Source organism: Bradyrhizobium sp. SZCCHNS2022, from assembly GCF_032377575.1.
Lineage (GTDB): Bacteria > Pseudomonadota > Alphaproteobacteria > Rhizobiales > Xanthobacteraceae > Bradyrhizobium > Bradyrhizobium aeschynomenes.
The window spans coordinates 1367089-1390638 of record NZ_JAUHHZ010000001.1; the positions used below are offsets into that span (position 1 = coordinate 1367089).

The following is a 23550-nucleotide window of genomic DNA, read 5'->3' on the forward strand; positions in this document are numbered from 1 at the left end:
CCTTCCCCCACCAACGGTGTCATTCCGGGACGCGCCCCTTGGCGCGGGCCCGGAATCCATACTCCCGATCGTGGTTATGGATTCCGGGCTCGCGCTCCGCGCGCCCCGGAATGACGGGGAGGACAAGGCGTCGGCTCCTTCCAAGGGTTGCGGGACTCGTGCTCTCGGCGTAATTCCTTGCCATGACAGCCCAAGACAAAACCAGCGCCAACACCCCGACCGCCGCCGCCACCGACACCTCCGTGGCCGCGCTCCACGACAAGATCCTGATCGTCGATTTCGGCAGCCAGGTCACGCAGCTGATCGCGCGCCGGGTGCGCGAGGACGGCGTGTATTGCGAGATCGTGCCGTTCCAGAAGGCGGAGGCCGCCTTCCGGCAGATGAACCCGAAGGCCGTGATCCTCTCCGGTGGCCCCGAATCCGTCCACGAGGAAGGCTCGCCGCGCGCCCCGCAACTGATCTTCGATTCCGGCGTCCCCGTGATGGGCATCTGCTACGGCCAGATGACGATGGCCGCCCAGCTCGGCGGCACCGTCGAGGGCGGCCACCACCGCGAGTTCGGCCGCGCCGACGTCGAGGTCAAGACCTCGAGCCTGCTGTTCGACGGCGTCTGGCAGCCGGGCGAGCAGCACCAGGTGTGGATGAGCCATGGCGACCGCATCACGCAGATGCCGCCGGGCTTCTCGGTCGCCGGCGTGTCGCCGAACGCGCCCTTCGCCGTGATCCAGGACGAGACGCGCAAATATTACGGCCTGATGTTCCACCCCGAAGTGGTGCACACGCCCGACGGCGCCAAACTGATCCGCAACTTCGTCCGCAACATCGCCGGCCTCGGCGGCGACTGGACCATGCATGCCTTCCGCGAGGAGGAGATCAAGAAGATCCGCGCCCAGGTGGGCAAGGGCAAGGTGATCTGCGGCCTCTCCGGCGGCGTCGACTCTGCGGTGGCCGCGGTGCTGATTCACGAAGCGATCGGCGACCAGCTCACCTGCGTGTTCGTCGATCACGGCCTGCTCCGCCTCAACGAGGCCGAGACCGTCGTCGATCTCTTCAGGCACCACTACAACATCCCGCTGGTGCATGTGGACGCCTCGAAGCTGTTCCTCGGCGAGCTCGCCGGCGTCACCGACCCGGAGCAGAAGCGCAAGACCATCGGAAAGCTCTTCATCGACGTGTTCGAGGCCGAGGCCAAGAAGATCGGCGGCGCCGATTTCCTGGCGCAGGGCACGCTCTATCCCGACGTGATCGAGAGCGTCTCCTTCACCGGCGGCCCCTCGGTGACGATCAAGTCGCACCACAATGTCGGCGGCCTCCCGGCGCGCATGAACATGAAGCTGGTCGAGCCGCTGCGCGAGCTGTTCAAGGACGAGGTCCGCGTCCTCGGCCGCGAGCTCGGCCTGCCCGACGTGTTCGTCGGCCGCCACCCGTTCCCGGGCCCCGGCCTCGCCATCCGCTGCCCCGGCGAGATCACGACCGACAAGCTCGACATCCTCCGCAAGGCCGACGCCATCTACATCGACGAGATCCGCAAAGCCGGCCTCTACGACACCATCTGGCAGGCCTTTGCCGTGCTGCTCCCCGTCAAGACCGTCGGCGTCATGGGCGACGGCCGCACCTACGACTACGTCGTCGGCCTGCGCGCCGTCACCTCGACGGACGGCATGACGGCGGACTTCTATCCGTTCGATATGAAGTTCTTAGGCAACACGGCAACGCGCATCATCAACGAGGTGAAGGGCGTGAACAGGGTGGTGTATGACGTGACGAGCAAGCCGCCGGGGACGATTGAGTGGGAGTAGGGCGTCAGCATACGCCCAATCTAACGCGCGGTCCGTTGGTGATCGACGGGCTGCCTGTCGTCAAGAAAATTAAGGCGCTTTTGCCTTGAGCAACTGTTCCGGAGAAACGATTGTAATCGTCCGCGAGGCGCGCGTAAGTGCGACATACAAGTCGTTTCGGCTTAGCTTTTCAGGCGCAATAATTATCGCGTGATCGAACTGGAGCCCTTTCACCAGCAGCGTGCTTCCCACAGAGCGTCGCCCCAGCCGGCGTCCGGCATGTCGCATCCTATTTTGCACGTGCCAAGCAGCGTCATCGAGAGACGAGTGCTCGCCATTCACCACTAGCTTGAGGGCCTTTATTGCAGCTGACAAAAGCTCTCGTCGAAAGGTGAAAACGTCGGGCTGCTTGCGTAGCTGCTCCAGCAATCGGAGCACGTGAGATAGGTTTTCTGAAGACAGAGCGTCCAGGGCTGCGCGCTCGGCTTCGGTGAGGGCCTTCCTCGGCTTCCATCCCGCGGCGAGACGTATCACCCGCCGTTCAAACTCTACCCTCCTCAAGCCAGACATGGCGCTATCTGCCAGATCAAGCACTACAGCCAGTTGATCCTTTCCTGTGCAGACCTGAACTCTGTCAATGAAGTTACTCAAGGCCTTGCAGGTCACGGGCTCGATCGCTGAGCATTTCAGCTTCTCTGCCAAGGATCCTCGTATCCGTTCGCTTGCTTTATCGCCGATAACGATTAGCGTTTCTGACCCTGCGAGCCGAACGGTTTTGCCGGCTATGATATTGGCTTTAACGAGGTCTTGGTGATCTGATGATTGAGGTTTGATCTGCGATACGCACCTCGGTGCCGACGTCAGGTCAACTTGGTTGAGTTGCTCCAACTGGTCGCGGATCCCAATCAGCCAAGCCCCTAACGCGTCATTTTGTACACGTTTCCATCGCCAGGGTTCTTGGAGAGTGCCAATATTTGGAAAGCTGCTCGTCACGGAAGTCCAGTCGATCAGCTTATCTTCTCGAAACCCGAAGATGGCTTGTAACGGGTCGCCGAATACGCAGGTCGGGAGATGTCGCGAAAGCGCGACAATCAAATCGTGCTGAGCTACAGTGCAATCCTGGTATTCGTCCACGAGTACTCTTTGATAGGATTGCTTAAGAACTCCAGAGATGAAGTTGCCTTCAACAAGGCGCTTTGCAGCGCTATAGACAGACGGCCAATTGTCGCTACGGGGCTCTGTAGTTGCTATGCCAGATCTCTGAGGGAATGCCGCAGCAAATCTTAGCGACCAGCCGGCAATGGTTTCAAGGTCCGCCCGCTGAAGATTGACGCCTTTTTCCCTAAATCGTTGACGTAGCGAATCGACCCCTGCAAGCGTATGCGTGAGGATGAGGCACTTAGGTGATCCAACTACGGATTTAACGACTTCGGCAATACAATCCGTCTTGCCGCAACCGGCTGGTGCGACGATAGATCCTTGGTATGAACCCAGGACCGACGTGATCAGGCACTCATTGTCCGCCATCAATCCACACTCTTATTTCCGAGATAGTTTTTGGAAAGATGCCTTTCAACTTTGCGAGATGCGGGCCAACATGTTTACGGCCGATCCATTCTGCTATTGCAATGTCCTTGAACATTCCGCGCTCACGGTCGTCTTTTTTGTTCTTTGGCCTCGCCTTAGCTAATTCGCCCATCGCGATCCTAACCGCTTCATCCGCGGCGGCCACTTGTAGTTCTGATACGGAGGCAAACCGTCGGCTAGGGTACTTGCTGAAGAAGCGGTCAAGGAATATTTTATCTGTCTCTTGGAATGCTGCTGCCGCTTTGATCAAGTCGGATACTGCTTCGGTTGGGAGGTCGCGAAACAGGTGATCTTCCGTAGCATAACCCGGTGCCCAGCGGAAAAGCGTCACGCCAAGCGCCTTTAAAGAAGTTAGTATGGTGCTGTCGTCAGGTTCGCAGTCGCTGTCAAGCAAAAGTCCGACTCTGTAGCCGAGAGATCGAAAGTAGCCGGCAATTAACGGAGAGAGTTGAATCCCTCCGCCGGAAATCGCTACGACGCCGGCTGTTGAAAATGGAAGGCGATCCTTCGTCACCCAGAAGTCGTCCAGCCCTCTCATCAGGCCTACCTCCGTTTTACCTTCGCAAACTAGGACGCTAGGAGCTAAATAAGCTTGCGGATTTGAGCGGGGCTGGGATTGTGGGTCCAATCTCTTGTACGGCTTGTTCGCTGCTACGATCGTTACTTTTCCTGTATCAGGGTCGCGCCTCACGACGTTAAGGTCACTGACGCCCAACTCTTGGAGTACAACGGGTGAGTGCGTGGTCATGAAGACTTGGGCCTTGGTTCTGCCTTCGACGGTCTCTTGCGTCAGCTGTCGAAGCAATCGAGATATTCGATGAGGTTCGAGTCCGTGTTCGACCTCGTCGATGAGAGCCACAGATGCTTTGGACCGGGCGCGATCTTGTAGCGCGGCGGTGAACAGTCGCGATGATCCGACGCCAAGTCGGCGTAGCGGTAGATTGTCGTCGTGAAGAGAAATGGCACCGCCCGACAGGCCGATCGCTTGAACGTCAAGCATTGCGTGAAGCTCGTTGCTTACGGGGACGCCAAGGGTTCGCGCCGCCTGCTTCGCTTCTTCGATCGTGTCTGCAAAAAGGCTCTTCGAATCTTTCGAGAACTCTTGGCGAGCGATACGTCCCGCTTCCGCTATGAGGCTGCGGGAGGCGCTCGCGCCTTTGGTTAGGTGATTGAGTACAGACTGCCGTCCCCAGCCCAGATGACGATCAGCATACGGTCCAAGGCGGCTCGGCGCGACGTCTTGACGATCCTGATAACCTAAGGTCCTTGGGCTTAATTCGCCCTGACGTACTCGGTCGTTGAAGAGTGTCCACTCTGCTTCTAGGGTGTGGTCGACCGTGAGCCTCACAGAAAGAGCATACTTGAGACCCTTTGCTTCGTCAGGCTCATCGTCTAGTGTTTTTTTGACTTCGTCCCATCCTCTTAAATAGTAGCCGTAGCGGTCCTCTTTGAGGAACTCCGCTGGTAGATCGGTAATCGTAATAGTGATAGCAATGGGATTGGTCTTTGGATCGACATCAAAGAAGTCGGTATCATCAAATGTCACGCCATTGCGCGGCGCGAATGTCAATTCGATAGCATCCAGAATGGTTGTCTTAGCAGAGTCACCCGGACCCACCAGACAATTAGTGCCGGGTGCAGGATCCCAAGCAAGCCGCTTAATCCCTCGAAAGTTAAAAATTTCGACGCGAATGATTCGCAAATTCATCCTCCAGTCTAATGGACGATGGATATCACGAAATTGCAACCGATGGTAGTTTACATCCTGATCTCGTTTAGTCGCGGCGAGCGACAGCAGTTCGGATCGTTTTAAATTGCCCGACGGGCAATCCTCGCACATCTCGCATGCATCAACTGCCCGTCGTGCCAGTTTGTCGCGCACTTTTCCCTTGTCACGTCGGGCAAATCACCTCCACATTCTCGGCCATCCCGGCTCGCTGAAGAGGGACGTTTCGCGATCGTCATGAAGCGTCGAGCCGGTGAGGCGACGGGCGCGTTGCTCTGCAGCCGGGTGTCAAAAGCCCGTGCGGACGAACGGAGCGAGGCGACGGCGAAGTGGCGTGGTCCTGGTCTCCCGACGCTGAGACCAAGCCGGTGGTGATGATGATCCGCTGGTGACGGGGGCAAGACAGCCGGTCCCCGGGGAGAGCACCTATAAGTCGCAAAACCGTCGCGCAGGGAAGGCCGGATATTGGGCTGAACCTGTGGTTCTGCCGCGTGCTTATCTGCTGCACGCGGACCGCGGGTATCAGCCGATACCCGGTCTTCCCTGCGCCTCTTCTTCGATAGAAGAGGTCGATCGATCGCAAAGCTCGGGCGCATGCGGCCGCGAGGCGGCTCAGCCATGCCTGCTGTTTGAAACGTGGAGAAGTCTGCCGTGACGATGTCCCGCGCCGGTGCGGCACGGGAGCAGGGTCGTTGACGGTGCACAAGACCTCGAGCCTTTGGCGCCGCAGCTCATCCGGTCGGCGCGATCCAACAGCGCCGCCGCACGCCGTCTTCATCGCGACCTGTCGCGCCGCATCTCGTCCTGCCGCATCGGCATCGCGTCGATGCGCTTGAACAGCGCGTCGGCCGAAACAGGCGTGTCCGACGTGAAGGCCGTGTGGCCGTCCTTGCCGATCAGCGTGACCTTGAAGCGGCTGACCTCGCTGCCGAGCGCCGCGCGGAGCTCGCGAGAGGCGGCGCTGTCGTCAACGGCGTTGAGCAGCACGATCGCGCGCTCGGACATGCCGGCTTGGGCGGCGTCGTAGATCCGGCGCTGCTGCTGTGCTGCGGCGTCGTCGGGGCCGGTCACGACCAGGAGCCGGTTCTTCCATTTGTACCGGTCGAGCGGGGAGGCGTCACTCGGGTTGGGCATGGCGATGAATCCTGCGAGGATTGCGGTCGTGAGCAGATGCCGTCGCATGGTCGGGGTCTCCTGATGGCTCTCGCCTGAACGGCGGCGGCCGCGGGCCGGATCTCCGGTCGTGCCGCGTGCCTCCGCGGCAGAGAGCGCGGCCCGCTCTAGCGGTTGCCCTGGTCCTCGACCGGGACATCGTCCCAGGGCCGATAATACAGCTTGCTGCAGGCCTCGCGCAGGACGCCGCCTTCGATCGTGATGTCGTCGCGATAGGCGTTCGCGACGAATTTGAGCGTGTCGACATGGCGCGCCTCGAAATACATCTGGTGCACGTCGTCGCGGCCGGCGCCGAACACGATGCGGCCGACCTTGCTCCAGATCGAGGCCATCGTGCACATGCCGCAGGGCTGCAGGGTGGTGTAGAGCGTGGCGCCGCGCAACTCGCCGTCGTCGAAGCCGCGGCCGGCGGCGCGGATCGCCTCGATCTCGGCATGCGCGGTGGAGTCGTGCTTGGCGGCGACGTGGTTGCGCTCGGCGGCGATGATGTCGGAGCCGAGCACGATCACGCAGCCGATCGGCGACAGCGACGGGTCAGCACCGTCCTGGGTGGCGACCTTGATCGCCTCCTGCATGAAATGCTCGTCGGTTTTCAGGTTCGGCACGATCGGACGCTCAGGCTGCGAGCTGCTTCATCTGGGCGACCTTCGCCTGCAGGCTCGCGCGCTGCCGGGTCAGCGTGGCGGTGGTCGCGGCATCATCAGCGCAGTCCGTCAGCGCGTCGTCATACTGGCTGAGGATCTGCTCCTCGCCGCTGACGAAGGACGACAGCGCATTGCTGCCGAGGCCCGTCAGGGCGGAGCGGACGCGGATGACGGTCTGATGCACCGTCGACATGAAGGAGCCGGACTCGTCCGGCGTCTCGCCCATCCGACGGAGCGCGTCATGCAGCTCGGCGTGATCGCGCTCCTTGAGCGCGATCATCTCGGCGAACAGCGCCTTGAGCGCCGGCGTCTCGGCGTCCTTGGCCGCTTCCTGATAGCCGTTGCGCGCATCGATCAGGGACGTGTGCAGTGTCTTCAGGCTGTCGGCAGCCATTGTCGCCTCGCGGGTCTGTCGTGTCTGATGTGTGGAAATTTCGACGGGGACAATCCGGACTCGCCGGCTTTGTTCCGGGGCTGCTGCCTTCCGCCACGGGGGGAGACGTCTTCGCGGCCGGAGTCGTTGCACACGCTCACGCCGCCGCAAGTGGTTGCCGGGGGGAGGGCGGCGGCGTAGGCTCAGCGTGCGGAGCGACGGGCATGATCCCGGACCGGGGCGGTTCTGGACATGGTGTCGGCGCTGATGTCGCGGAGGACGGCGCGGGTGATGGATGAGGACGACCGGAGCGGACAAATCGCCCTGATCGAGTCGCGGATCGAGCAGCTTGCCGAGATGGCCGAGCGGTGTCGAAAGTTCATCCTGGCTTCGAAGGTCCTGATCGCTGCCGGCGCCGCCTTGCTGCTCGGCGCGGTGCTCGGCCTGCTCGGCTCCAATGCCACCGCGCTGCTCGGCGCCATCGCTGCGGTGCTGGGTGGCATCGTGTCGCTCGGATCGAACGTCAGCACGCTGCGGCAGACAACGGCGGCGATGGCCGAAGCCGAAACGCTGCGCTCGGACCTGATCGGCAGCATCGACCTTCGCCTGGTCCGCGACGCCAGGCGACTCGGAGCGTAGCTTGCCCGTGCGGTGAAGCCCCCTCAACGCTCCTCTTGCATGATCTTCTCGAAGCGGAAGAAGTCGCCGTCGTCGGGCATGCCCTCCAGCGGCGGCCGGTGCGGCAGCGGATTGTGGGCGTTATAGTATTCGACGATCCGGAAGCCGCATTTGTTGACGTAGAAGTGGATGTTGCGCTTCTCGAAATACGGCGTGAACGTCTGCCAGACCTTGGTGTCGGGATAGCGCGCCTCGATCGCCCGCCACGCGCGCTGCCCGATGCCGCGGCCATGCTGCCGGAGCGAGATGTAGAACAGGTCGAGCGAGTTGTGATGCGACACCGGATCGATGCTCAGGACGGCGCCGCCGACGCGTCTTCCGTCGAGCAGGACATGATAGGTCGCCGCGCCCGGCGCGGTGAACGACTGCTCGATATCGTCGCCGGAGGGGATCGCCTGCTCCGGGACCGAGCCGATCTCGTCCGTCAATGCGGCGGAGAAGGCCTCCTGCAGCTCCTGCTTGAAGGCCGGCAGATCCCGCTCGTCGGCGACCTCGAGGGTTACGTGGCCGTCTCCGCTGTCGTGTTGCAAAACCAGTCCTCGCTGCAAGATGCCCCGTGCGATCCACCGCCGGGCGCGGCGATATCAACGCGGTGAAGCTTACCGCCGTCTGACATGGCGATCGCAGCGAAGCGTGGCGCAATTCACCCCATCGTCGCCAGCCGCACCGCCAACGCGCAGGCGCGGTCGTATTCGTCGAGGTTGATCCACTCGTCGATCGTGTGCGGCTCGTTCTGGCCGGTGCCGAAGGTGACGGTGGGGATGCCGTGGCGGACCATCCAGTTGGCGTCGAGGCCGCCATTGCCGGCGCGCAAGGTCGGCGTGGTGCCGATGTCGGTGACGGCGGCGGTGGCGCGCTTCACGACGGGCAGGGTGTCCTTCATGCGGAACGGATGATAGTCGGTCTCGGCCTTGAACTTGACGCGGCCGGACTTGCCCTCGCTGTTGGTGACCTGCCTGGCGGCCTTCTCGAACGCCGCCTTGTAGGCCTTGGTGATCTCGCGGATGAACTTGGCGTCATGGCTGCGGCATTCGCCGCGGACATGGACGTAGTCGGTGACGACGTTGGTGGCATCGCCCGCGGGGCGGCCTTCGCCGCCGGTGACCGGGCCGACATTGCTGGTGCCTTGTCTGGCGTCCTTGCCCTTGCCCTTCACCACCTTGCCGAACCAGCCGCCGGCTTTGACGTCGGCGAGCGCGAGCGCCAGGATCATGGTGGCGCTGATGCCGCGCTCCGGCGCGACGCCGGCATGCGAGGCGCGGCCGAAGATCTCGACCTCCCAGCGGTCGGCACCGACGGCGCCGATGGTGACCGACGAGGCCGAGCTGCCGTCGAAATTGAACGCCATCTCCGGCGCGCCGAGGTCGTCGGTGTTGACGTGGCGCGCGCCGTAGAGCCCGCTCTCCTCGCGCACGCAGAACAACAGCGTGATCGGCGGATGATCGAGCTTCTGCCGGACGAGCTCGGCCGCGAGCGTCACGAGGATGCCGCAGCCGCAGCGGTTGTCGCCGCCGAGCGCGGTCCTGGCCTGGTTGACGATCTTGCGGCCCGTGATCTTCGGCTGCGCGCCGGCGCACAGCGGCACCGTGTCCATGTGGGTCATGAACATGATCCGCGGCTGATTGTGCTGAGTGCCGCGTCCCGGCAGCTCGACGATCAGATTGCCGGTCTCGGTCGGCAGCGGAATCCGCGTATTGGCATCGTCCAGCCGCATCGCCTTGGCCGGCACGCCAGCCTGCTTCAGCGCCGCCATGATCTCCCGCCCGATCGCCTTCTCCTGACCGGTTACGCCCGGCACGGCGAGAAAGCGCATCAGGCGATCGGTGGCGGCGGCGGTGTCGACGGACATGGCGAATCCCTGGTTCAGCGCGACCAGCATCGCTCCCGCGGCGGCGCTGTGCAAGGAGAGCCGCTGCAACACGGCAATGCGCCACGTGACGGGGACAGCCGCCGGTCAGTTGCCCGTCATGCCGACGATCCCGTCGACCCCAACGTTGTCGCAGCCGCGTCGTCGCACCGGGCCGATGCCGGCACGCGCTTGATCCACATCAACGAGGCAGGCTTGCGTGAGGAGCACAGTCAAAAAGAGGTCCCGAAATGCAGCTGTTCAATTCGACCAGGAACTACGGCGCGATCCCGCAGGCGCTGCATTGGTTGACGGTCATGCTCGTGGCCGTCACCTGGGCGCTCGGTGTCTTCGGCGACATCTTGCCCAAGGGCGCAGCGCGCGACTCCGGTCTGCTCGTGCATGTGACGGCCGGCAGCGCGATCCTCATTGTTCTTGTGGTCCGCCTGGCTTGGCGGCTGGCCGATCCATCGCCGCCGCCGGAGGCGACCGAATTCGCGACATGGGTGGGGAAGTGGCAGGATCCGGCGGCGCGTCTCGCGCACTACGTGCTCTATGCGCTGCTCTTTGCCGTGCCTGTCGTCGGGATCGTGCTGCAGTTCGCCCGCGGAGATGCCTTGCCGTTGTTCGGTATCGCCGAGATCGCATCGCCCTGGGCCAGGGACCGCGCGTTCGCCCACAACGTCAAGGAGGTCCATGAGCTTCTCGTCCATGCCCTCGTCATCGTGGCCGCCATGCATGCGGCGGCCGCGCTGATTCATCACTGGATCTTCCGGGACCGGACGCTGCTTCGCATGCTGCCTCACGCGGACAAATAGGGAGACGGCACGTCAGCCGCGAATGACCGCTCGCGGCCCGCGCGCCTCAACCGCTGCAGCCGAACGGCGCGCCATCGCGATCCGATCGATCGCTCCGCTCGGGCTTCTGTCCGCCAATGCCACACGGACACACGGCCGGGAGACTCGCTATGCTGGAGTATCACGTCAACGCCCGACGGATCGACGCGCATGAAAGCGTCGCAGACTGCAAGGATGCGACCGTGGTGCTCGACACCGATGTCAAAGGACGGCGGGACGCGTTCAACCCTGCCGAGCTTCTTCTCGCGGCGGTGGCCGCCTGCATGATCAAGGGAATCGAACGCGTGACGCCGATTCTCAAATTCGATCTGCGCGGCGTCGACGTGCGCCTGACCGGCGTCCGTCAGGACAGCCCGCCGATGATGGCCTCGATCGACTACGAACTGATCGTCGACACCGACGAGGACGACCGCCGGCTCGAGCTGCTGCATCAGAACGTCAGGAAGTATGGGACGATCTCCAACACCGTGGCGGCCGCAACGAAGCTCCACGGCGTGATCAGGAGAAAGACATGAGCCGCCTTCACGTCCATCCCGAAAATCATCTGGTTGCCCGGATCGGATGGCTCAGGGCGGCCGTTCTCGGCGCCAATGACGGAATCATTTCGACCGCCAGTCTGATCGTCGGCGTGGCGGCGGCGGCGGCGACGCGAAGCGACGTGCTGATCGCCGGCGTCGCCGGTCTGGTCGCCGGCGCGATGTCGATGGCCGCCGGCGAATATGTCTCCGTCAGCTCGCAATCCGATACGGAGCAGGCGGACCTTGCGCGCGAACGCAAGGAGCTGAGCGACAACCCTGCGTTCGAGCTCGACGAACTGGCCGAGATCTACGTCAAGCGGGGCGTCGACGCGTCCCTCGCGCGGCAGGTGGCCGGACAGTTGATGGCGAAGGACGCGTTGACGCCCCATGCGCGCGACGAACTGGGGATCTCGGAGATCACGGCAGCGCGGCCGATCCAGGCGGCGCTGACCTCGGCCCTGATGTTCTCGGTGGGGGCCGCCATGCCCTTGCTGATGGTCGTCGTGTCGCCTGCGAACGCGCTCGTGCCGATCGTCTCCGCGGCTTCGCTCGCCTTTCTCGCGGTGCTCGGCGCGATCGGCGCCAAGGCCGGCGGGGCCAACATTCCGCGCGCCACCGTCCGCGTGACATTTTGGGGCGCTTTCGCTCTGGCGCTCACCGCCGGCATCGGGAAGCTGTTCGGGGCCGTCGTTTGAAGCGGGGGTAACGCCTGCGCGACGGTCACGAGGCCGATGCCCGGGATGCGACGTCTCACCAGCCTATCGAGGCGATCCGGTTGCAGCGATAGCAACGAAAGACGCGGACCGCCGCGGCACCCATCACGGCGGGCAGGTCGCCGAGGTAACGCGCGCACCCTTAACGCGCACCCCGGTCGCCAGTCCGGCCCCGTCTCAGCATATCGCCGCCCGCGGTGGCCGACTGGCAACGGCGCGAACGGCCGCTGTGCGAGCATCGGAGTCGGGCCGGCCGCCGCGATGAGTTGCAGTGCAACTCAGTGGTTCAGCGCCTGCACGCCGTCATGGACCTGATAGACCACCTTGCCCTCACGCCAGGCGAAGGGCGCGGCGGGATCGCGGCAGACGATGCCCGATTCGGGAATCAGCTTGTCGCAAAGCATGATGATGATGTCCTGCAGCGGAGCCGATGTGTCGTTCTCCTCGGTCATCCGATCGATCGAGATCTCGCCGCCTTCGACGCCGCCGTCGATGTGGACGATGAAGATCTCCTCATGGCCGTGAATGCCATGCGCCGTCACCCGGAACACTTCGCCCTTGTATTCGAATTCGCGAACCATCGTTTCCACCCTTGCCGTGTTGTTGATTGCCGCAAGCGGGAGCGGAAACTAGGAGTGCACGTTGCGAGGGTCAAGAAGAGTCGGTGTCGGGAATCCGACAAAATGCAATGGCGCTGCGAGGCGCTTGCAAATGTTGTTAGTTGCATCGATGCAGAAAATCTGTGTCGGTATTTGTTGTCGAACGGTGCCGCGTCGCTGAACGGGGTGTGGCCTCATCGCGGCGGGGGGACGGTCCAGGAATCCGCGCATTGGCGTCGGGCCCACCGCCTCGGCCGGCACCCAGGCCTGCTTCAACGCCGCCTTGATCTCCCGCCCCGGTCGCCTTCTCCTGTCCGGCTACGCGCTGGACGCTGAGACGAGGGCGTTCTGTGGCGGCGGTGGTGTCGACGGAGATGACGCGACTCCCGCGATGGGCCGCGAGCATCCAGCCCTGTGGCCCGTTGCGCGAGGGGGGGGGCGGCGCATGGGCGCTGCCTGACTCTTTTGCCGTGCCTCGATCGTCTTCACTTCATCTGGACATTGGAGCATCATCATGAGCCTGAAAGACAAGACGATCGTCGTGACCGGTGGCAGCCGCGGGCTCGGCCTGGGCCTGGTGGAGGCGCTCGTCGCGCACGGCGCCAGGGTTACCGTGGTGGCACGCGGAGCCGAGGCGCTGAGCGCTGTTGCAGCCCGTCTCGGCGTGGCCACGATCGCGGCCGACGTGACCGACGAAGCCGCCGCGCACCGCATCGTCGGTGACGTCAGCCCCGACGTCCTGGTGCTGAACGCCGGCACGACGCCGCGCATGGGCCGGCTGGATCGGCTGAGCTGGACGGATTTCTCGATGGTCTGGGAGACCGACGTCAAGGCTGGGCTGTATTGGCTGCAGGCGGCGCTCAGGCTTCCCCTCAAGCCGGGCAGCCGAGTCCTGATCGGATCGAGCGGGGCGGCGGTGGCTGGTTCGCAGATGTCGGGCGGTTACGCCGGCGCCAAGCGCATGCTGTGGCTCATGGCGAAATACGCCAATGGCGTATCGGCAGAGAAGAAGCTCGGCATCCGCTTCCAGGCGATCGTGCCGCGGATGATGATCCTGGGCACCGGGGTTGGTGACTCGGCTGCGGGCGCCTATGCGAGATCGATGGGCATCACACCGGAGCAGTTCGTCGCCCGCTTCGGCGCCGCCATGCCGCCGCGCGCGTTCGGCGAACGGGTGGTCTCGATCCTGGAGGAACACCAATTTGCCGATGGCGTCGCGTTCGGGCTCAATGGCGACGCCGGTGTGACTATCATGGAAGGGGCGGCAGCTTGAGCGCAGGCCGACATTCTCCCGACGAAGGGCGGCGGGCCGAGCTCGCCGCCCTTGCGGAGCAGCTGCGGCCCGAGCTCCATCGCTACTGCGCACGCCTGATGGGTTCGGTCATCGATGGCGAAGACGTCGTGCAGGATACCCTGGCGAGGGCGCTCGCCGCCTCGGATGAGAGGCTGGACATCGGGGTGCTGCGCGCCTGGCTGTTCCGGGTCGCCCACAACCGGGCGCTGGACCTGCTGCGCAGCCGTGCGATCCGGACGACCGAACCGATGGAGGCCGCCGGCGACGTCGCCGACGACAGCGCGCCCGATGCCGTGGAGATGATGATCCGCGAGGAGGCGGTCAGAACGGCGGTGTCACGCTTCACGGAGCTATCGATACCCCAGCGCAGCGTCCTCATCCTGAAGGACGTGCTCGATGAGCCGCTGGCCGACATCGCAGTCCTGCTCGATCTCACCGTGGATTCGGTGAAGGCGCATCTCGCCCGCGGACGCGCGCGTCTCGCCGAGATCAACGCCGTGGCCGGCGCGCAGCAGGCGGCCAGACCCGCATCCGATGCGGTGGCGCGCTACGTCGCCCTGTTCAACCGGCGGGATTGGGACGGCCTGCGCGCGCTGCTTGCCGACGACGTCAGGCTGCACCAGTCCGCCCATCCCGTGCGCGTCGGGGCGGCCGATGTCGGCATGTTCTTCGGCATTTACGCCACGATCGACGGGATCTGGCTGGTCCCGGCCTGGCTCGAAGGCCGCGAGGTCATCGCTGTGTTTGAAGACCGCGCGGACCCGAAGCCCAGCTACATCATGTGGCTGGAGTGGCGCGACGGCAACATCAGCGTCATTCGCGACTACCGTTATGTGCGCTATGTCATCGCCGATGCGGAACTGGCGCTGGCGGCGGACTCCGAGCAGGGGCGGCGGTGACGGCGGCGGCGCCACTCACGGCCGCACCCGGAAGGGCAATCGCATATGGCGGTGGGGCTTGGAGCGGGCAGCACGAGCCCCACCGTCCGTCGAGACACCCGCCTTCGGCGGGCTTCTGGTCGACGTGCAGGGCCGGTGTCGGCAGCCGGCCGAAGCGTTTGCAATCCGGAGTCGCGGGACCCGCCGGCCGGCCATGACCCTGATTCCGCGACCAATTCCGAGCTGTGGAGGCCGCCTCGCGCGACCGAAAGCGGCTTTTCGGTTCCGAAACAGCCGTGTTAGAAGGCCGCCAACATTCACGACATGGGAACGGGCGGACGCGCATGAAGGATATCCTGGACACCCTCGAGGAGCGGCGCAAAGGCGCCAAGCTCGGCGGCGGCGAGAAGCGCATCGAGGCGCAGCATGCGCGCGGCAAGCTGACGGCGCGCGAGCGCATCGAGCTGCTGCTCGACAAGGGCTCGTTCGAGGAATTCGACATGTTCGTCGAGCACCGCTCGACCGAGTTCGGGATGGAGAAGACCAAGGTTCCCGGCGACGGCGTCGTCACCGGCTGGGGCACGGTCAACGGCCGCAAGACCTTCGTCTTCGCCAAGGATTTCACCGTGTTCGGCGGCTCGCTGTCCGAGACCCACGCGCTGAAGATCACCAAGCTCCAGGACATGGCGATGAAGGCGCGCGCGCCGATCATCGGCCTTTACGACGCCGGCGGCGCCCGCATCCAGGAGGGCGTCGCGGCGCTCGCAGGCTATTCCTACGTCTTCCGCCGCAACGTGCTGGCGTCCGGCGTGATCCCGCAGATCTCGGTCATCATGGGCCCGTGCGCCGGCGGCGACGTCTATTCGCCGGCCATGACCGACTTCATCTTCATGGTGAAGAACACCAGCTACATGTTCGTCACCGGCCCCGACGTCGTGAAGACCGTGACCAACGAGGTGGTCACGGCGGAAGAGCTCGGCGGCGCCTCGGTGCATGCGACGCGCTCCTCGATCGCCGACGGCGCGTTCGACAATGACGTCGAGACGCTGCTGCAGATGCGCCGGCTGATCGACTTCCTGCCGTCCAACAACTCGGACGGCGTGCCGGAATGGCCGAGCTTCGACGACATCGAGCGCGTCGACATGTCCTTGGACACGCTCATCCCGGACAATCCGAACAAGCCGTACGACATGAAGGAGCTGATCCTGAAGGTCGTCGACGAGGGCGATTTCTTCGAGATCGCGGACATGTTCGCCAAGAACATCGTCACCGGCTTCGGCCGCATCGCCGGGCGCACCGTCGGCTTCGTCGCCAACCAGCCGATGGTGCTGGCCGGCGTGCTCGACTCGGACGCGTCGCGCAAGGCGGCGCGCTTCGTCCGCTTCTGCGACGCCTTCAACATCCCGATCGTCACCTTCGTCGACGTGCCCGGCTTCCTGCCGGGCACCGCGCAGGAATATGGCGGCCTTATCAAGCACGGCGCGAAGCTGTTGTTCGCGTATTCGCAATGCACGGTGCCGCTGGTCACCGTGATCACCCGCAAGGCCTATGGCGGCGCCTTCGACGTCATGGCCTCGAAGGAGATCGGCGCCGACATGAACTACGCCTGGCCGACCGCGCAGATCGCGGTGATGGGCGCCAAGGGCGCGGTCGAGATCATCTTCCGCGCCGACATGGCGGACCCCGACAAGATCGCCGCCCGCACCAAGGAATACGAGGACCGCTTCCTGTCGCCGTTCATCGCCGCCGAGCGCGGCTATATCGACGACGTCATCATGCCGCACTCCACCCGCCGCCGCATCGCGCGTGCGCTCGCGATGCTGCGCGACAAGAAGATGGAAATGCCGGCCAAGAAGCACGACAATTTGCCGCTGTAGGCATTCGCGAGAGCGGTCGTCCGCGCGGTGGGGCGGCGAAAAAGTCATTGCGAGCCTAAGGCGTGGCCCTGGGCCGCTTCGCTGCGCTCGCAATGACGGCGAGTGTGGCGCTTGCTGAGAAACACCCTAGCGCGCAACTGCGTCAGGCGGGCTGAACGCGCTCCACACCCACCGTCATTGCGAGGAGCGCAGCGACGAAGCAATCCAGAGCCTCGCGGGGGGCTCTGCACGGCTGCACTCGCCTTGCGGAGATTGCGGCAATCTGGCGCCGGTTCCGGCCCTGGCGTTAAGCACGTGGCTTAACTAACCTTTAATGATGGGTTTGCGGGAACTGGGCCGCTGGCCTAGCTTTGATGGTCAAGGCAGGCGAGTGCGTAGAGTAGAGGTCGCGTATCATGGCTGATAGAACATCGGCGTTTCCTCATCGAATTTGGGTTGCCTGCGCAGGGGCCGCCGCGCTGATGCTCTCCGCGGGGACCGCCTCGGCCGGGTCTGGCGCTGCGGTGGCTGCGCCGGTCGCTGTGGCTGGGTCGGGCCAGGTCGTAGCGCCGGCGCCGGGCGTGCGGCCCTTCGTTCGCCACCACCACCGCGGCATTCGCTCCTATCTGCCGGCCGCCGGCGCCTTTGCGTATGGTGGCACCGGCGAGCCCGTGATTCAGCAGATCCCCGAGCACACCTCGGCCGACGTGCGTTACACCTATACCTACGACGTGCCCTGGGACTGGGCGCATCGCTATCCGCCGAACGTCGTGCCGTCAGATCGGCCCTACGTCTCGAGCTGTCCGATGCAGACCGTGACGGTGCCGGGCCGCCGCGGCGGCGATCACAGCGTGACGATCACGCGCTGCTACTGACGTCTTGAGCCAGCTCAATGCGAGCCGCGTGACCGGGCGATAGGTTTTGAGGAATACCGACCGGCCTCGCTCGCGCGAGGTCGCCAGGTGACGAGGCCCGGACTCCTAGGCACTCCGGGCCTCGTTGATTTCTGATACTCTCCCGCCATTCGCGAGTCGGGCGGGGGAAGGCTACGATGATCAGACCAACGGCTTGGTCGTGTCGCGTGACGGTGCGTATCTGGCTGGCGCTGGTGCTCTGCGCTTGCGGGAGCGCTGCATGGGCCGACGAGACAGTCACGGTCGGCGGCTCGCGCGTGGCCCTGATCAAGCCGAAGGCGGTGCGTGCCAGCGTGATCCTGCTGCCCGGCGGCGACGGCGCCATCAATGTCGGCGATCACGGCGACATTCGTAGCCTGCTCGGCAACCAGCTGGTGCGCACGCGCAACGCCTATGCCGCCCGCGGACTCGCGGTGATGATCGCAGACGCCAACACCGACCTCAAGGCCGCCATCGACTACATGGCCGCCATCAAGCGTCCGGTCACGGTGATCGGCACCAGCCGCGGCACCTTGCGCGCGGCGGAGGGAATTGCGCGCGGCGCCCGGCCCGATGCGCTGGTGCTGACATCGGGCTTCCTCAGCCCGGAGTCCGGCAGCTCCTCGAACGTGATGTCGATCCTGGGCTCACCGGCGACGCTGCCGCGGACGCTCGTCATTCACCATACCGGCGATGCCTGCAAGGTGACGCTGCCCGCTGGGGTCGATCCCTTCATCAAATGGGCCGGCGGCCGCGCCCGCGTGAAGTGGCTGTCTGGCGGCGCCGAGCAGGGCGATCCCTGTCAAGCCCGCGGTCACCACGGCTTCAACGGCCTCGATGGGCAGGTGGTGTCGCTGGCCGCTGGCTTTCGCTGAACCGCGGATTGCGGTTAGGCTCGGCGACAAGACCAACAACATCCGGAAGCTTCCCATGACGCCAGCCATTTTCGTCGTCCGCGCCACGGTGCCCGATGCTTCGAAACGCGAGGAGTTCGACCGCTGGTATCGCGACGTTCACCTGCCCGATGCCGTCAGGAGCTTCGGCGTGCGCAAGGCGTGGCGGGTGTGGAGCCTGAGCGACCCCGCAGTGCATCAGGCGATGTATCAGTTCGATGATGTCGCCGCGATGGAGCGGGCCGTCGGCGGCGAGGAGATGAAGCGGCTGATCGTCGACTTCAATCGCGACTGGCCCGAGGTGACGCGGACCCGCGAGAGCTTCGCGCTGGCGCAGACCGTCGAAGGTTAAGTCGCGCGATCGACCGACCATGACGAAAGCGTGGCGGCGCCATATCCGCGCCGCACGTCATGTGGTGAGACAGTTCAGCTCACGTTCAGGTGATCAGTCGAATACTGCCTTCATGCTCTGAGCTCATGGATCATGGAGGCGCGCGATGGAACGACGAAATTTCCTCAGATTGGCATTGGGCCTCGGCTGCGTGGCCGCTGCGGGCGCCGCCCTTCGCGCGACGGAATCGATCGCAGCGCCGCTTGCGCCGTCGCCCCTCAACGGTGCGCTTCCGTCAGCAAGAGACATGAATGTGGAGCGCGCGGTGACCTCGCAGGAGGAGGCCGGTCGGCTCGCCCCGGAGCAGGTGCGCGGCGGGCACCACGGGCATCATGGTCATCACGGTCACGGTCATCATGGCGGTTGGCGCCGGCGTCACTGGGGCTGGCGGCGCCGCCATTGGGGCTGGCGTCACCATCATCGGCATTGGCGGCGCCGCTGGCACCGTCGTCATCATTGGTGATCGGCGTCGGAGGCGTGAACTTTCGTCATCACCGTCAAACTACCGTTGGAGCCGCGTCGCGGCGTGTTGAAGGGAAGGAATGAGCGATGAAGACTCTTGCTGCCGCTGCTTTGGCTCTCGGCGTTGGCCTGTTCAGCCTGTCCACGGCACAGGCTGCGCCACTCGCACCGATCACGCCGGCGATGGTGCAGGGCGCCTCGTCCGCCGAGATCATTCAGGTGGCGCAGGGCTGTGGACCCGGCTTTCACCGCGGTCCGCGTGGCGCCTGCCGGCCGCTCTACAACTGTCCTCGGGGATGGCACACCGGCCCCTACGGCAAGCGCTGCTTCCGCAACTGATAACGCCTCGGCGTGACAGTCGGGCAGGGATTGCGCAGCAGCGCGATCCCTGCTGCTGCGCCTGATCCACTTGCTCAGAACGTCGAGCAGCAGTGAGTCTTATTCGGCCGGCGCGTCGCGAAACGCGAGGTGATCCGCATCGGCGATCACAGCGCGTGATCGTCAGTCGCCGGCCGGTCCGAACAGCGCCGCAAAGTGCTTTTCCCCAGCGCGGCTGAAATTCACGATGCGACTGCCGGCCGTGGTGTCGCGCGCGGCCCATTTGAGCTCGGTGAAGCGCTTCATCAGGGCTGCGCCCAGCGTGCCGGCGAGATGATGCCGGCGCGCGCTCCAGTCGAGACAGGCCTTGCAGACCGGCCGCCGTGGGTGCGTCAGCATTTCCGGCGAGATCCTCAAATGTCGCGCAAGGAAGTGCTCGCCCTCCTCGGTGAGGATGATCTCCTGCTTGCGATGGCGCACCAGCTTCTGCCGGACCATGCTGTCGAGCATCTGCACGCCGAGATCGCCGGCGAGATGGTCGTAGCAGATGCGGGCGCGCCGCAGCTCTGGCTCCTTGGGCCCGGTACGGACTCGCATGTGGCCGGCGCGCGCCGCGAGACCGGCGAGCTTCTCCAGCACGTCCGCGACATCGGGATCGGCGAGCCGGTAGTAGCGGTGGCGGCCCTGCTTCTCCGGCTCGATCAGGCCGCCGCCCTCCAGCTTGGCCAAATGGGAGCTTGCCGTCTGCGGCGTCACGCCGGCCTCCTGTGCCAGCTCGGTGGCGGTCAGCGCACGTCCGGAGAGCAGGGCGGTCAGCATGTTCGCGCGGGCGGGATCGCCGACCAGCGCTGCAACCATTGCGATATCGGGACCTGATTTCATACTTCGATGCTAGCCGAAGCATTGCCGTCGGGCAAGCAGATAGTCTCGATCATGCCAAACATACTCGAGGTTGTCATGAGCATCACGGTCTTCATCCGCTATCGCATCGATCCGTTCAAACGCGACGTGTTCGAGCACTACGCACAGCGCTGGCTGTCGATCATTCCCCGCTGCGGCGGCAACCTGATCGGCTATTTCATGCCCCATGAGGGCACCAACGACATCGCCTATGGCCTGATTTCCTTCGACAGTCTCGCCGCTTACGAGCGCTATCGCGCGACCTTGCGCGGGGATGCCGAGGGCAGGGCGAACTTCGCGCTCGCCGAGGAGCACAGGCTCATTCTGGGCGAAGAGCGAACATTCTTGCGCAGCGTCGTAGCGGCGCCATGAGAGCGGTACTATGCTGGTGCAACTGATGCGAGATGGGAGAATGAGATGGCAGTGACTACCACGGCGGACAAGCGCGCGGCCTTTCGCAAGCTGCATGAGACGGGTTGCTTCGTGTTGCCCAATCCGTTCGATGTCGGCACGGCGAAGATGCTGCAGCATCTCGGCTTCAAGGCGGCAGCCTCGACGAGCGCCGGCTTCGCGTGGTCGATCGGCAAGGCCGACACGGGCACGACGCTCGACGAGATGCTCGCGCATCTCGCCGCGTTGTCGGCGGCCGTCGACATTCCCGTCAACGCCGATTTCGAGGGCGGCTTCGCTGATGCCCCGGAAGGGGTGGCCGCCAACGTGGCGCGCGCGGTCGCGACCGGTGTCGCGGGCCTGTCGATCGAGGATTCCACGGGTGACAAGGACGATCCGCTCTATGAGCGCGAACTGGCCGTGGCGCGCATCCGCGCCGCACGGCAGGCGATCGATGCCAATGGCGGCGACGTGCTGCTGACCGGTCGCTGCGAGGCGTTTCTCTGGGGCAAGCCCGACCTCGGGCTCGTGACCGACCGTCTCACGGCCTATGCCGAGGCCGGCGCGGATTGTCTCTATGCACCGGGGATCAAGACGGTCGAGGAGATCTCCGCTGTGGTGAAGGCTGTGGCGCCGAAGCCGGTGAACCTGCTGATCGGGGCGTCCGGCCTCTCGTTGGAGCAGGCCGCGGGACTTGGCGTGCGCCGCATCAGCGTCGGCGGATCACTGGCGCGAATGGCGTGGGCTGGTTTCATGCGCGCAGCGAAGGAGATGGCAGAGCAGGGCACCTTCACTGAGCTGGCGAAAGGCTATCCCGGCGGCGAGCTGAACAAGATCTTCGGCTGAGAGCAGATCCACTCATGCAGAAAAGCCGCGGACCTGCCGCGGCTTTTCCAATTCAGCAGCTCCAACCGCTCAGTAGCGGTCCGTCCCAATGCCGACGCTCACGCCGGGGGCGCGGATGCCGATGCCGCCGCGATCTTCATAGGTGCGGCGCTCGATGTAGCGCTCGCGCGGGGAATAGGCGTAGGAATCGCGGTCGCGATCTTCGATGATGACGCGACGTTCGCGGTGCTCGCGCCAGCAACGTCCGTTCTCGTTGCAGACCATCCGGACGTTCTGGACGTCGCGCTGCGGGACGGCCGAAACGTCGGGCGAGAGCGGGGCGGCCGAGGCTGCGGTCATCACGAGCGTGCCTGCTGCGGCTGCGAGAGCAAGAACCTTGATCATGTGTCTCCTCCAATCAGTGGGTCAAAGTGCCGCACAGCCAATCGGCAAGGGCGTGATTGGTTCCACCCCAAATGTTGTTGGTACGTGATCATCGGCCGGAGCCCGCCTGGTGCTGACAAGGACTCTCTCAAAAAGAAGCAGCGGGTGATTGCTCACCCGCCGCCAGTTGTGACGGCTCATCGCCGTCTGCGAGATAGAGTCGTCGGGCGCGATTATTTCGCGTTGTTGTTCTGGCCGCTCGGTGCCGCCGGCGGCGGGGTCGTGCGATCACCGGCTGCGCCCGTGGTCACGCCAGGCGAACCGTTGGGCGTGGTGGCGGTCTTCGTCGATGCCGATTGCGACGCCGGCGTGGTGCTGGCCTGGTCGTTGCGCATCGACATGTTGTTCAGGCCGTAGAACACCGCGCCGAGCAGGATCGCGATGCCGAGTGCGTAGGCCGCCATGCGGCCAGTCGAAGCGCGTCCTTCCGACAGCTCCGGATCCGGCTGCAGCTGACTATCCATGCGCGCCGCGCGATCGTATTCGGTGCCCGTCATGCCCGCCCCGGTCGGGTCGGCGGCGCCCATGCCGGGGCGCGTCGTCATGTCCGGCCGGGTCATGCCGTCGGGATAACGTTCGTTCGGAAGCCGTTCGTTGGCCATTGCATCCTCCTTGCGATTGTCTGCGGACAACCAGCGCGACCCTGCCTCCGTTCCGCGAAACCTTACGAAATCCCCATCTGGATCGTGTCGGCACGCTAAGGTTCCGGGCGCGCCTTTGCGATTCTGGAGCTCTCGATGTGGAACCTGCCGCCGGCTGACAGCGTGTTGCATGTGTTGTCCTGGCTGGCGCTGGCGGCGCAGGCGATGACCGCGGCCCTCGCGGCGGGGCGCCGCAGCATGGACTGGATGGGCGTCTGCCTGCTGGGCGCCATCACCGCGCTCGGCGGCGGCACGCTGCGCGACGTTCTGCTCGGACATTATCCGCTCGCCTGGGTCGAGCGGCCGTCCTATCTGCTGCTGACCCTGCTGGCGCCATTCGTCACCATCGCGATGGCGCGTGTCGTGCACCGGCTGACCACCGCCTTTCTCGTGCTCGATGCCATCGGGCTCGTGGTGTTCACGATGTCGGGCTGCAACATCGCCTGGCAGATGAACGTGCCGTTCGGCATCGTCATCGTCGCCGGGATGATCACGGGCTGCGCGGGCGGCGTGCTGCGCGACATCCTCTGCAACGACGTGCCGCTGCTGTTTCGCGCCGAGCTCTATGCCAGCGTGTCGCTGCTGACCGGCTTGATCTACGCCACGGGATTGTCGCTCGGACTCGGCAGCGGCGTCCTGACGGCGCTGACCTTCGTGTTCGGGCTGTCGTTCCGGCTGCTGGCGATCCGCTACAAATGGAACATGCCGCGCTTCGTCTTCACGGGCGAGGAGCGCGGCTGAGCCGCCGCGTTGTCGCATTGCACAATGACGTCGTGGCAGAATCGTGCATGCCGCAACGCTCCGGTAACCGTTTCCCAGCGCTCGCCAAGCCATGCTGCGCATCATCCCATTTCGCGCCGGCGGCCGTTTCCG

Annotated in this window: 27 protein-coding genes; 16 read left to right on the forward strand and 11 right to left on the reverse strand. The window is 64.7% G+C overall.

The features are described from left to right. The first annotated feature begins 182 nt into the window (after positions 1-182). Positions 183-1799, forward strand: coding sequence for a glutamine-hydrolyzing GMP synthase (gene guaA / locus QXZ94_RS06050; RefSeq protein WP_315719636.1), 1617 nt, complete (start codon positions 183-185; stop codon positions 1797-1799). A 69-nt stretch (positions 1800-1868) separates the two neighbouring features. Here guaA and QXZ94_RS06055 read toward each other — a convergent pair whose 3' ends face one another. The 5 genes from QXZ94_RS06055 to QXZ94_RS06075 all read right to left on the reverse strand — a co-directional run bounded on the left by QXZ94_RS06055 (position 1869) and on the right by QXZ94_RS06075 (position 7302). After that, on the reverse strand, positions 1869-3305 hold the full coding sequence (locus tag QXZ94_RS06055; protein WP_315719637.1) for a UvrD-helicase domain-containing protein: 1437 nt from the start codon (positions 3303-3305) through the stop codon (positions 1869-1871). Beyond that, entirely contained in the window at positions 3292-5247 is a 1956-nt protein-coding gene (locus QXZ94_RS06060; protein ID WP_315719638.1) for an ATP-dependent nuclease, read from the reverse strand. The genes QXZ94_RS06055 and QXZ94_RS06060 overlap by 14 nt, the downstream gene beginning before the upstream one ends. A gap of 618 nt (positions 5248-5865) precedes the next feature. Next, positions 5866-6273 carry a DUF4174 domain-containing protein gene (locus QXZ94_RS06065; protein ID WP_315719639.1) on the reverse strand — a complete coding sequence of 136 codons (408 nt, stop codon included), beginning with the start codon at positions 6271-6273 and terminating at the stop codon, positions 5866-5868. 98 nt (positions 6274-6371) lie between these two features. Beyond that, positions 6372-6869: a nucleoside deaminase gene (locus QXZ94_RS06070; protein WP_315719640.1), complete on the reverse strand. Its 498-nt coding sequence runs from the start codon at positions 6867-6869 to the stop codon at positions 6372-6374. A 10-nt stretch (positions 6870-6879) separates the two neighbouring features. Continuing rightward, positions 6880-7302 carry a PA2169 family four-helix-bundle protein gene (locus QXZ94_RS06075; RefSeq protein WP_315719641.1) on the reverse strand — a complete coding sequence of 141 codons (423 nt, stop codon included), beginning with the start codon at positions 7300-7302 and terminating at the stop codon, positions 6880-6882. 270 nt (positions 7303-7572) lie between these two features. Here QXZ94_RS06075 and QXZ94_RS06080 point away from each other — a divergent pair, with 270 nt between their 5' ends. After that, a complete protein-coding gene (locus QXZ94_RS06080) occupies positions 7573-7920 on the forward strand; it encodes a hypothetical protein (protein ID WP_315726120.1) in 348 nt (115 codons plus the stop codon). A gap of 23 nt (positions 7921-7943) precedes the next feature. Here QXZ94_RS06080 and QXZ94_RS06085 read toward each other — a convergent pair whose 3' ends face one another. Together QXZ94_RS06085 and QXZ94_RS06090 are read right to left on the reverse strand one after the other, a co-directional pair. After that, entirely contained in the window at positions 7944-8489 is a 546-nt protein-coding gene (locus tag QXZ94_RS06085; RefSeq protein ID WP_315719642.1) for a GNAT family N-acetyltransferase, read from the reverse strand. 113 nt (positions 8490-8602) lie between these two features. After that, the gene (locus QXZ94_RS06090; protein WP_315719643.1) at positions 8603-9808 is read right to left on the reverse strand and encodes a M20/M25/M40 family metallo-hydrolase; all 1206 of its coding nucleotides are present in this window, start codon (positions 9806-9808) and stop codon (positions 8603-8605) included. A 248-nt stretch (positions 9809-10056) separates the two neighbouring features. On the opposite strand from QXZ94_RS06090, the gene QXZ94_RS06095 reads away from it, so the two are divergent. The 3 genes from QXZ94_RS06095 to QXZ94_RS06105 all read left to right on the forward strand — a co-directional run bounded on the left by QXZ94_RS06095 (position 10057) and on the right by QXZ94_RS06105 (position 11875). Beyond that, positions 10057-10623, forward strand: coding sequence for a cytochrome b (locus QXZ94_RS06095; protein ID WP_315719644.1), 567 nt, complete (start codon positions 10057-10059; stop codon positions 10621-10623). 149 nt (positions 10624-10772) lie between these two features. After that, positions 10773-11177 (forward strand): OsmC family protein, encoded by a 405-nt coding sequence (locus QXZ94_RS06100; RefSeq protein WP_315719645.1) that lies wholly within the window; start codon positions 10773-10775, stop codon positions 11175-11177. Then, positions 11174-11875 (forward strand): VIT family protein, encoded by a 702-nt coding sequence (locus tag QXZ94_RS06105; protein ID WP_315719646.1) that lies wholly within the window; start codon positions 11174-11176, stop codon positions 11873-11875. The genes QXZ94_RS06100 and QXZ94_RS06105 overlap by 4 nt, the downstream gene beginning before the upstream one ends. Before the next feature lie 296 nt (positions 11876-12171). On the opposite strand, the gene QXZ94_RS06110 is transcribed toward QXZ94_RS06105, so the two are convergent. After that, positions 12172-12474, reverse strand: a complete 303-nt coding sequence (locus tag QXZ94_RS06110; protein WP_315719647.1) for a hypothetical protein — start codon at positions 12472-12474, stop codon at positions 12172-12174. A gap of 532 nt (positions 12475-13006) precedes the next feature. On the opposite strand from QXZ94_RS06110, the gene QXZ94_RS06115 reads away from it, so the two are divergent. The 8 genes from QXZ94_RS06115 to QXZ94_RS06150 all read left to right on the forward strand — a co-directional run bounded on the left by QXZ94_RS06115 (position 13007) and on the right by QXZ94_RS06150 (position 19498). After that, complete coding sequence (locus tag QXZ94_RS06115) at positions 13007-13765, forward strand: SDR family oxidoreductase (RefSeq protein ID WP_315719648.1); 759 nt, start codon at positions 13007-13009, stop codon at positions 13763-13765. Then, complete coding sequence (locus QXZ94_RS06120) at positions 13762-14685, forward strand: sigma-70 family RNA polymerase sigma factor (RefSeq protein ID WP_315719649.1); 924 nt, start codon at positions 13762-13764, stop codon at positions 14683-14685. The genes QXZ94_RS06115 and QXZ94_RS06120 overlap by 4 nt, the downstream gene beginning before the upstream one ends. Before the next feature lie 323 nt (positions 14686-15008). After that, entirely contained in the window at positions 15009-16541 is a 1533-nt protein-coding gene (locus QXZ94_RS06125; RefSeq protein WP_315719650.1) for an acyl-CoA carboxylase subunit beta, read from the forward strand. A 395-nt stretch (positions 16542-16936) separates the two neighbouring features. Next, the gene (locus QXZ94_RS06130; protein WP_315719651.1) at positions 16937-17395 is read left to right on the forward strand and encodes a hypothetical protein; all 459 of its coding nucleotides are present in this window, start codon (positions 16937-16939) and stop codon (positions 17393-17395) included. 176 nt (positions 17396-17571) lie between these two features. Continuing rightward, positions 17572-18288: an alpha/beta hydrolase gene (locus QXZ94_RS06135; protein WP_315719652.1), complete on the forward strand. Its 717-nt coding sequence runs from the start codon at positions 17572-17574 to the stop codon at positions 18286-18288. 55 nt (positions 18289-18343) lie between these two features. After that, positions 18344-18658, forward strand: coding sequence for a hypothetical protein (locus QXZ94_RS06140; protein WP_315719653.1), 315 nt, complete (start codon positions 18344-18346; stop codon positions 18656-18658). Positions 18659-19029: 371 nt separating this feature from the next. Further along, positions 19030-19230: a hypothetical protein gene (locus tag QXZ94_RS34375; RefSeq protein WP_409998467.1), complete on the forward strand. Its 201-nt coding sequence runs from the start codon at positions 19030-19032 to the stop codon at positions 19228-19230. A gap of 16 nt (positions 19231-19246) precedes the next feature. Continuing rightward, positions 19247-19498: a GCG_CRPN prefix-to-repeats domain-containing protein gene (locus tag QXZ94_RS06150; RefSeq protein ID WP_315719655.1), complete on the forward strand. Its 252-nt coding sequence runs from the start codon at positions 19247-19249 to the stop codon at positions 19496-19498. A gap of 162 nt (positions 19499-19660) precedes the next feature. Here QXZ94_RS06150 and QXZ94_RS06155 read toward each other — a convergent pair whose 3' ends face one another. After that, the gene (locus QXZ94_RS06155) at positions 19661-20335 is read right to left on the reverse strand and encodes a metalloregulator ArsR/SmtB family transcription factor (RefSeq protein ID WP_315719656.1); all 675 of its coding nucleotides are present in this window, start codon (positions 20333-20335) and stop codon (positions 19661-19663) included. Positions 20336-20434: 99 nt separating this feature from the next. Here QXZ94_RS06155 and QXZ94_RS06160 point away from each other — a divergent pair, with 99 nt between their 5' ends. Both QXZ94_RS06160 and QXZ94_RS06165 read left to right on the forward strand, forming a co-directional pair. Next, a complete protein-coding gene (locus tag QXZ94_RS06160; protein WP_315719657.1) occupies positions 20435-20749 on the forward strand; it encodes an NIPSNAP family protein in 315 nt (104 codons plus the stop codon). Positions 20750-20794: 45 nt separating this feature from the next. Continuing rightward, entirely contained in the window at positions 20795-21613 is an 819-nt protein-coding gene (locus QXZ94_RS06165; protein WP_315719658.1) for an isocitrate lyase/phosphoenolpyruvate mutase family protein, read from the forward strand. Positions 21614-21682: 69 nt separating this feature from the next. Here QXZ94_RS06165 and QXZ94_RS06170 read toward each other — a convergent pair whose 3' ends face one another. Next, a complete protein-coding gene (locus tag QXZ94_RS06170; RefSeq protein WP_315726122.1) occupies positions 21683-21994 on the reverse strand; it encodes a hypothetical protein in 312 nt (103 codons plus the stop codon). 215 nt (positions 21995-22209) lie between these two features. Continuing rightward, complete coding sequence (locus QXZ94_RS06175; RefSeq protein ID WP_315719659.1) at positions 22210-22638, reverse strand: hypothetical protein; 429 nt, start codon at positions 22636-22638, stop codon at positions 22210-22212. 135 nt (positions 22639-22773) lie between these two features. Here QXZ94_RS06175 and QXZ94_RS06180 point away from each other — a divergent pair, with 135 nt between their 5' ends. After that, the gene (locus QXZ94_RS06180; protein WP_172108360.1) at positions 22774-23418 is read left to right on the forward strand and encodes a trimeric intracellular cation channel family protein; all 645 of its coding nucleotides are present in this window, start codon (positions 22774-22776) and stop codon (positions 23416-23418) included. Positions 23419-23550: the final 132 nt, after the last annotated feature.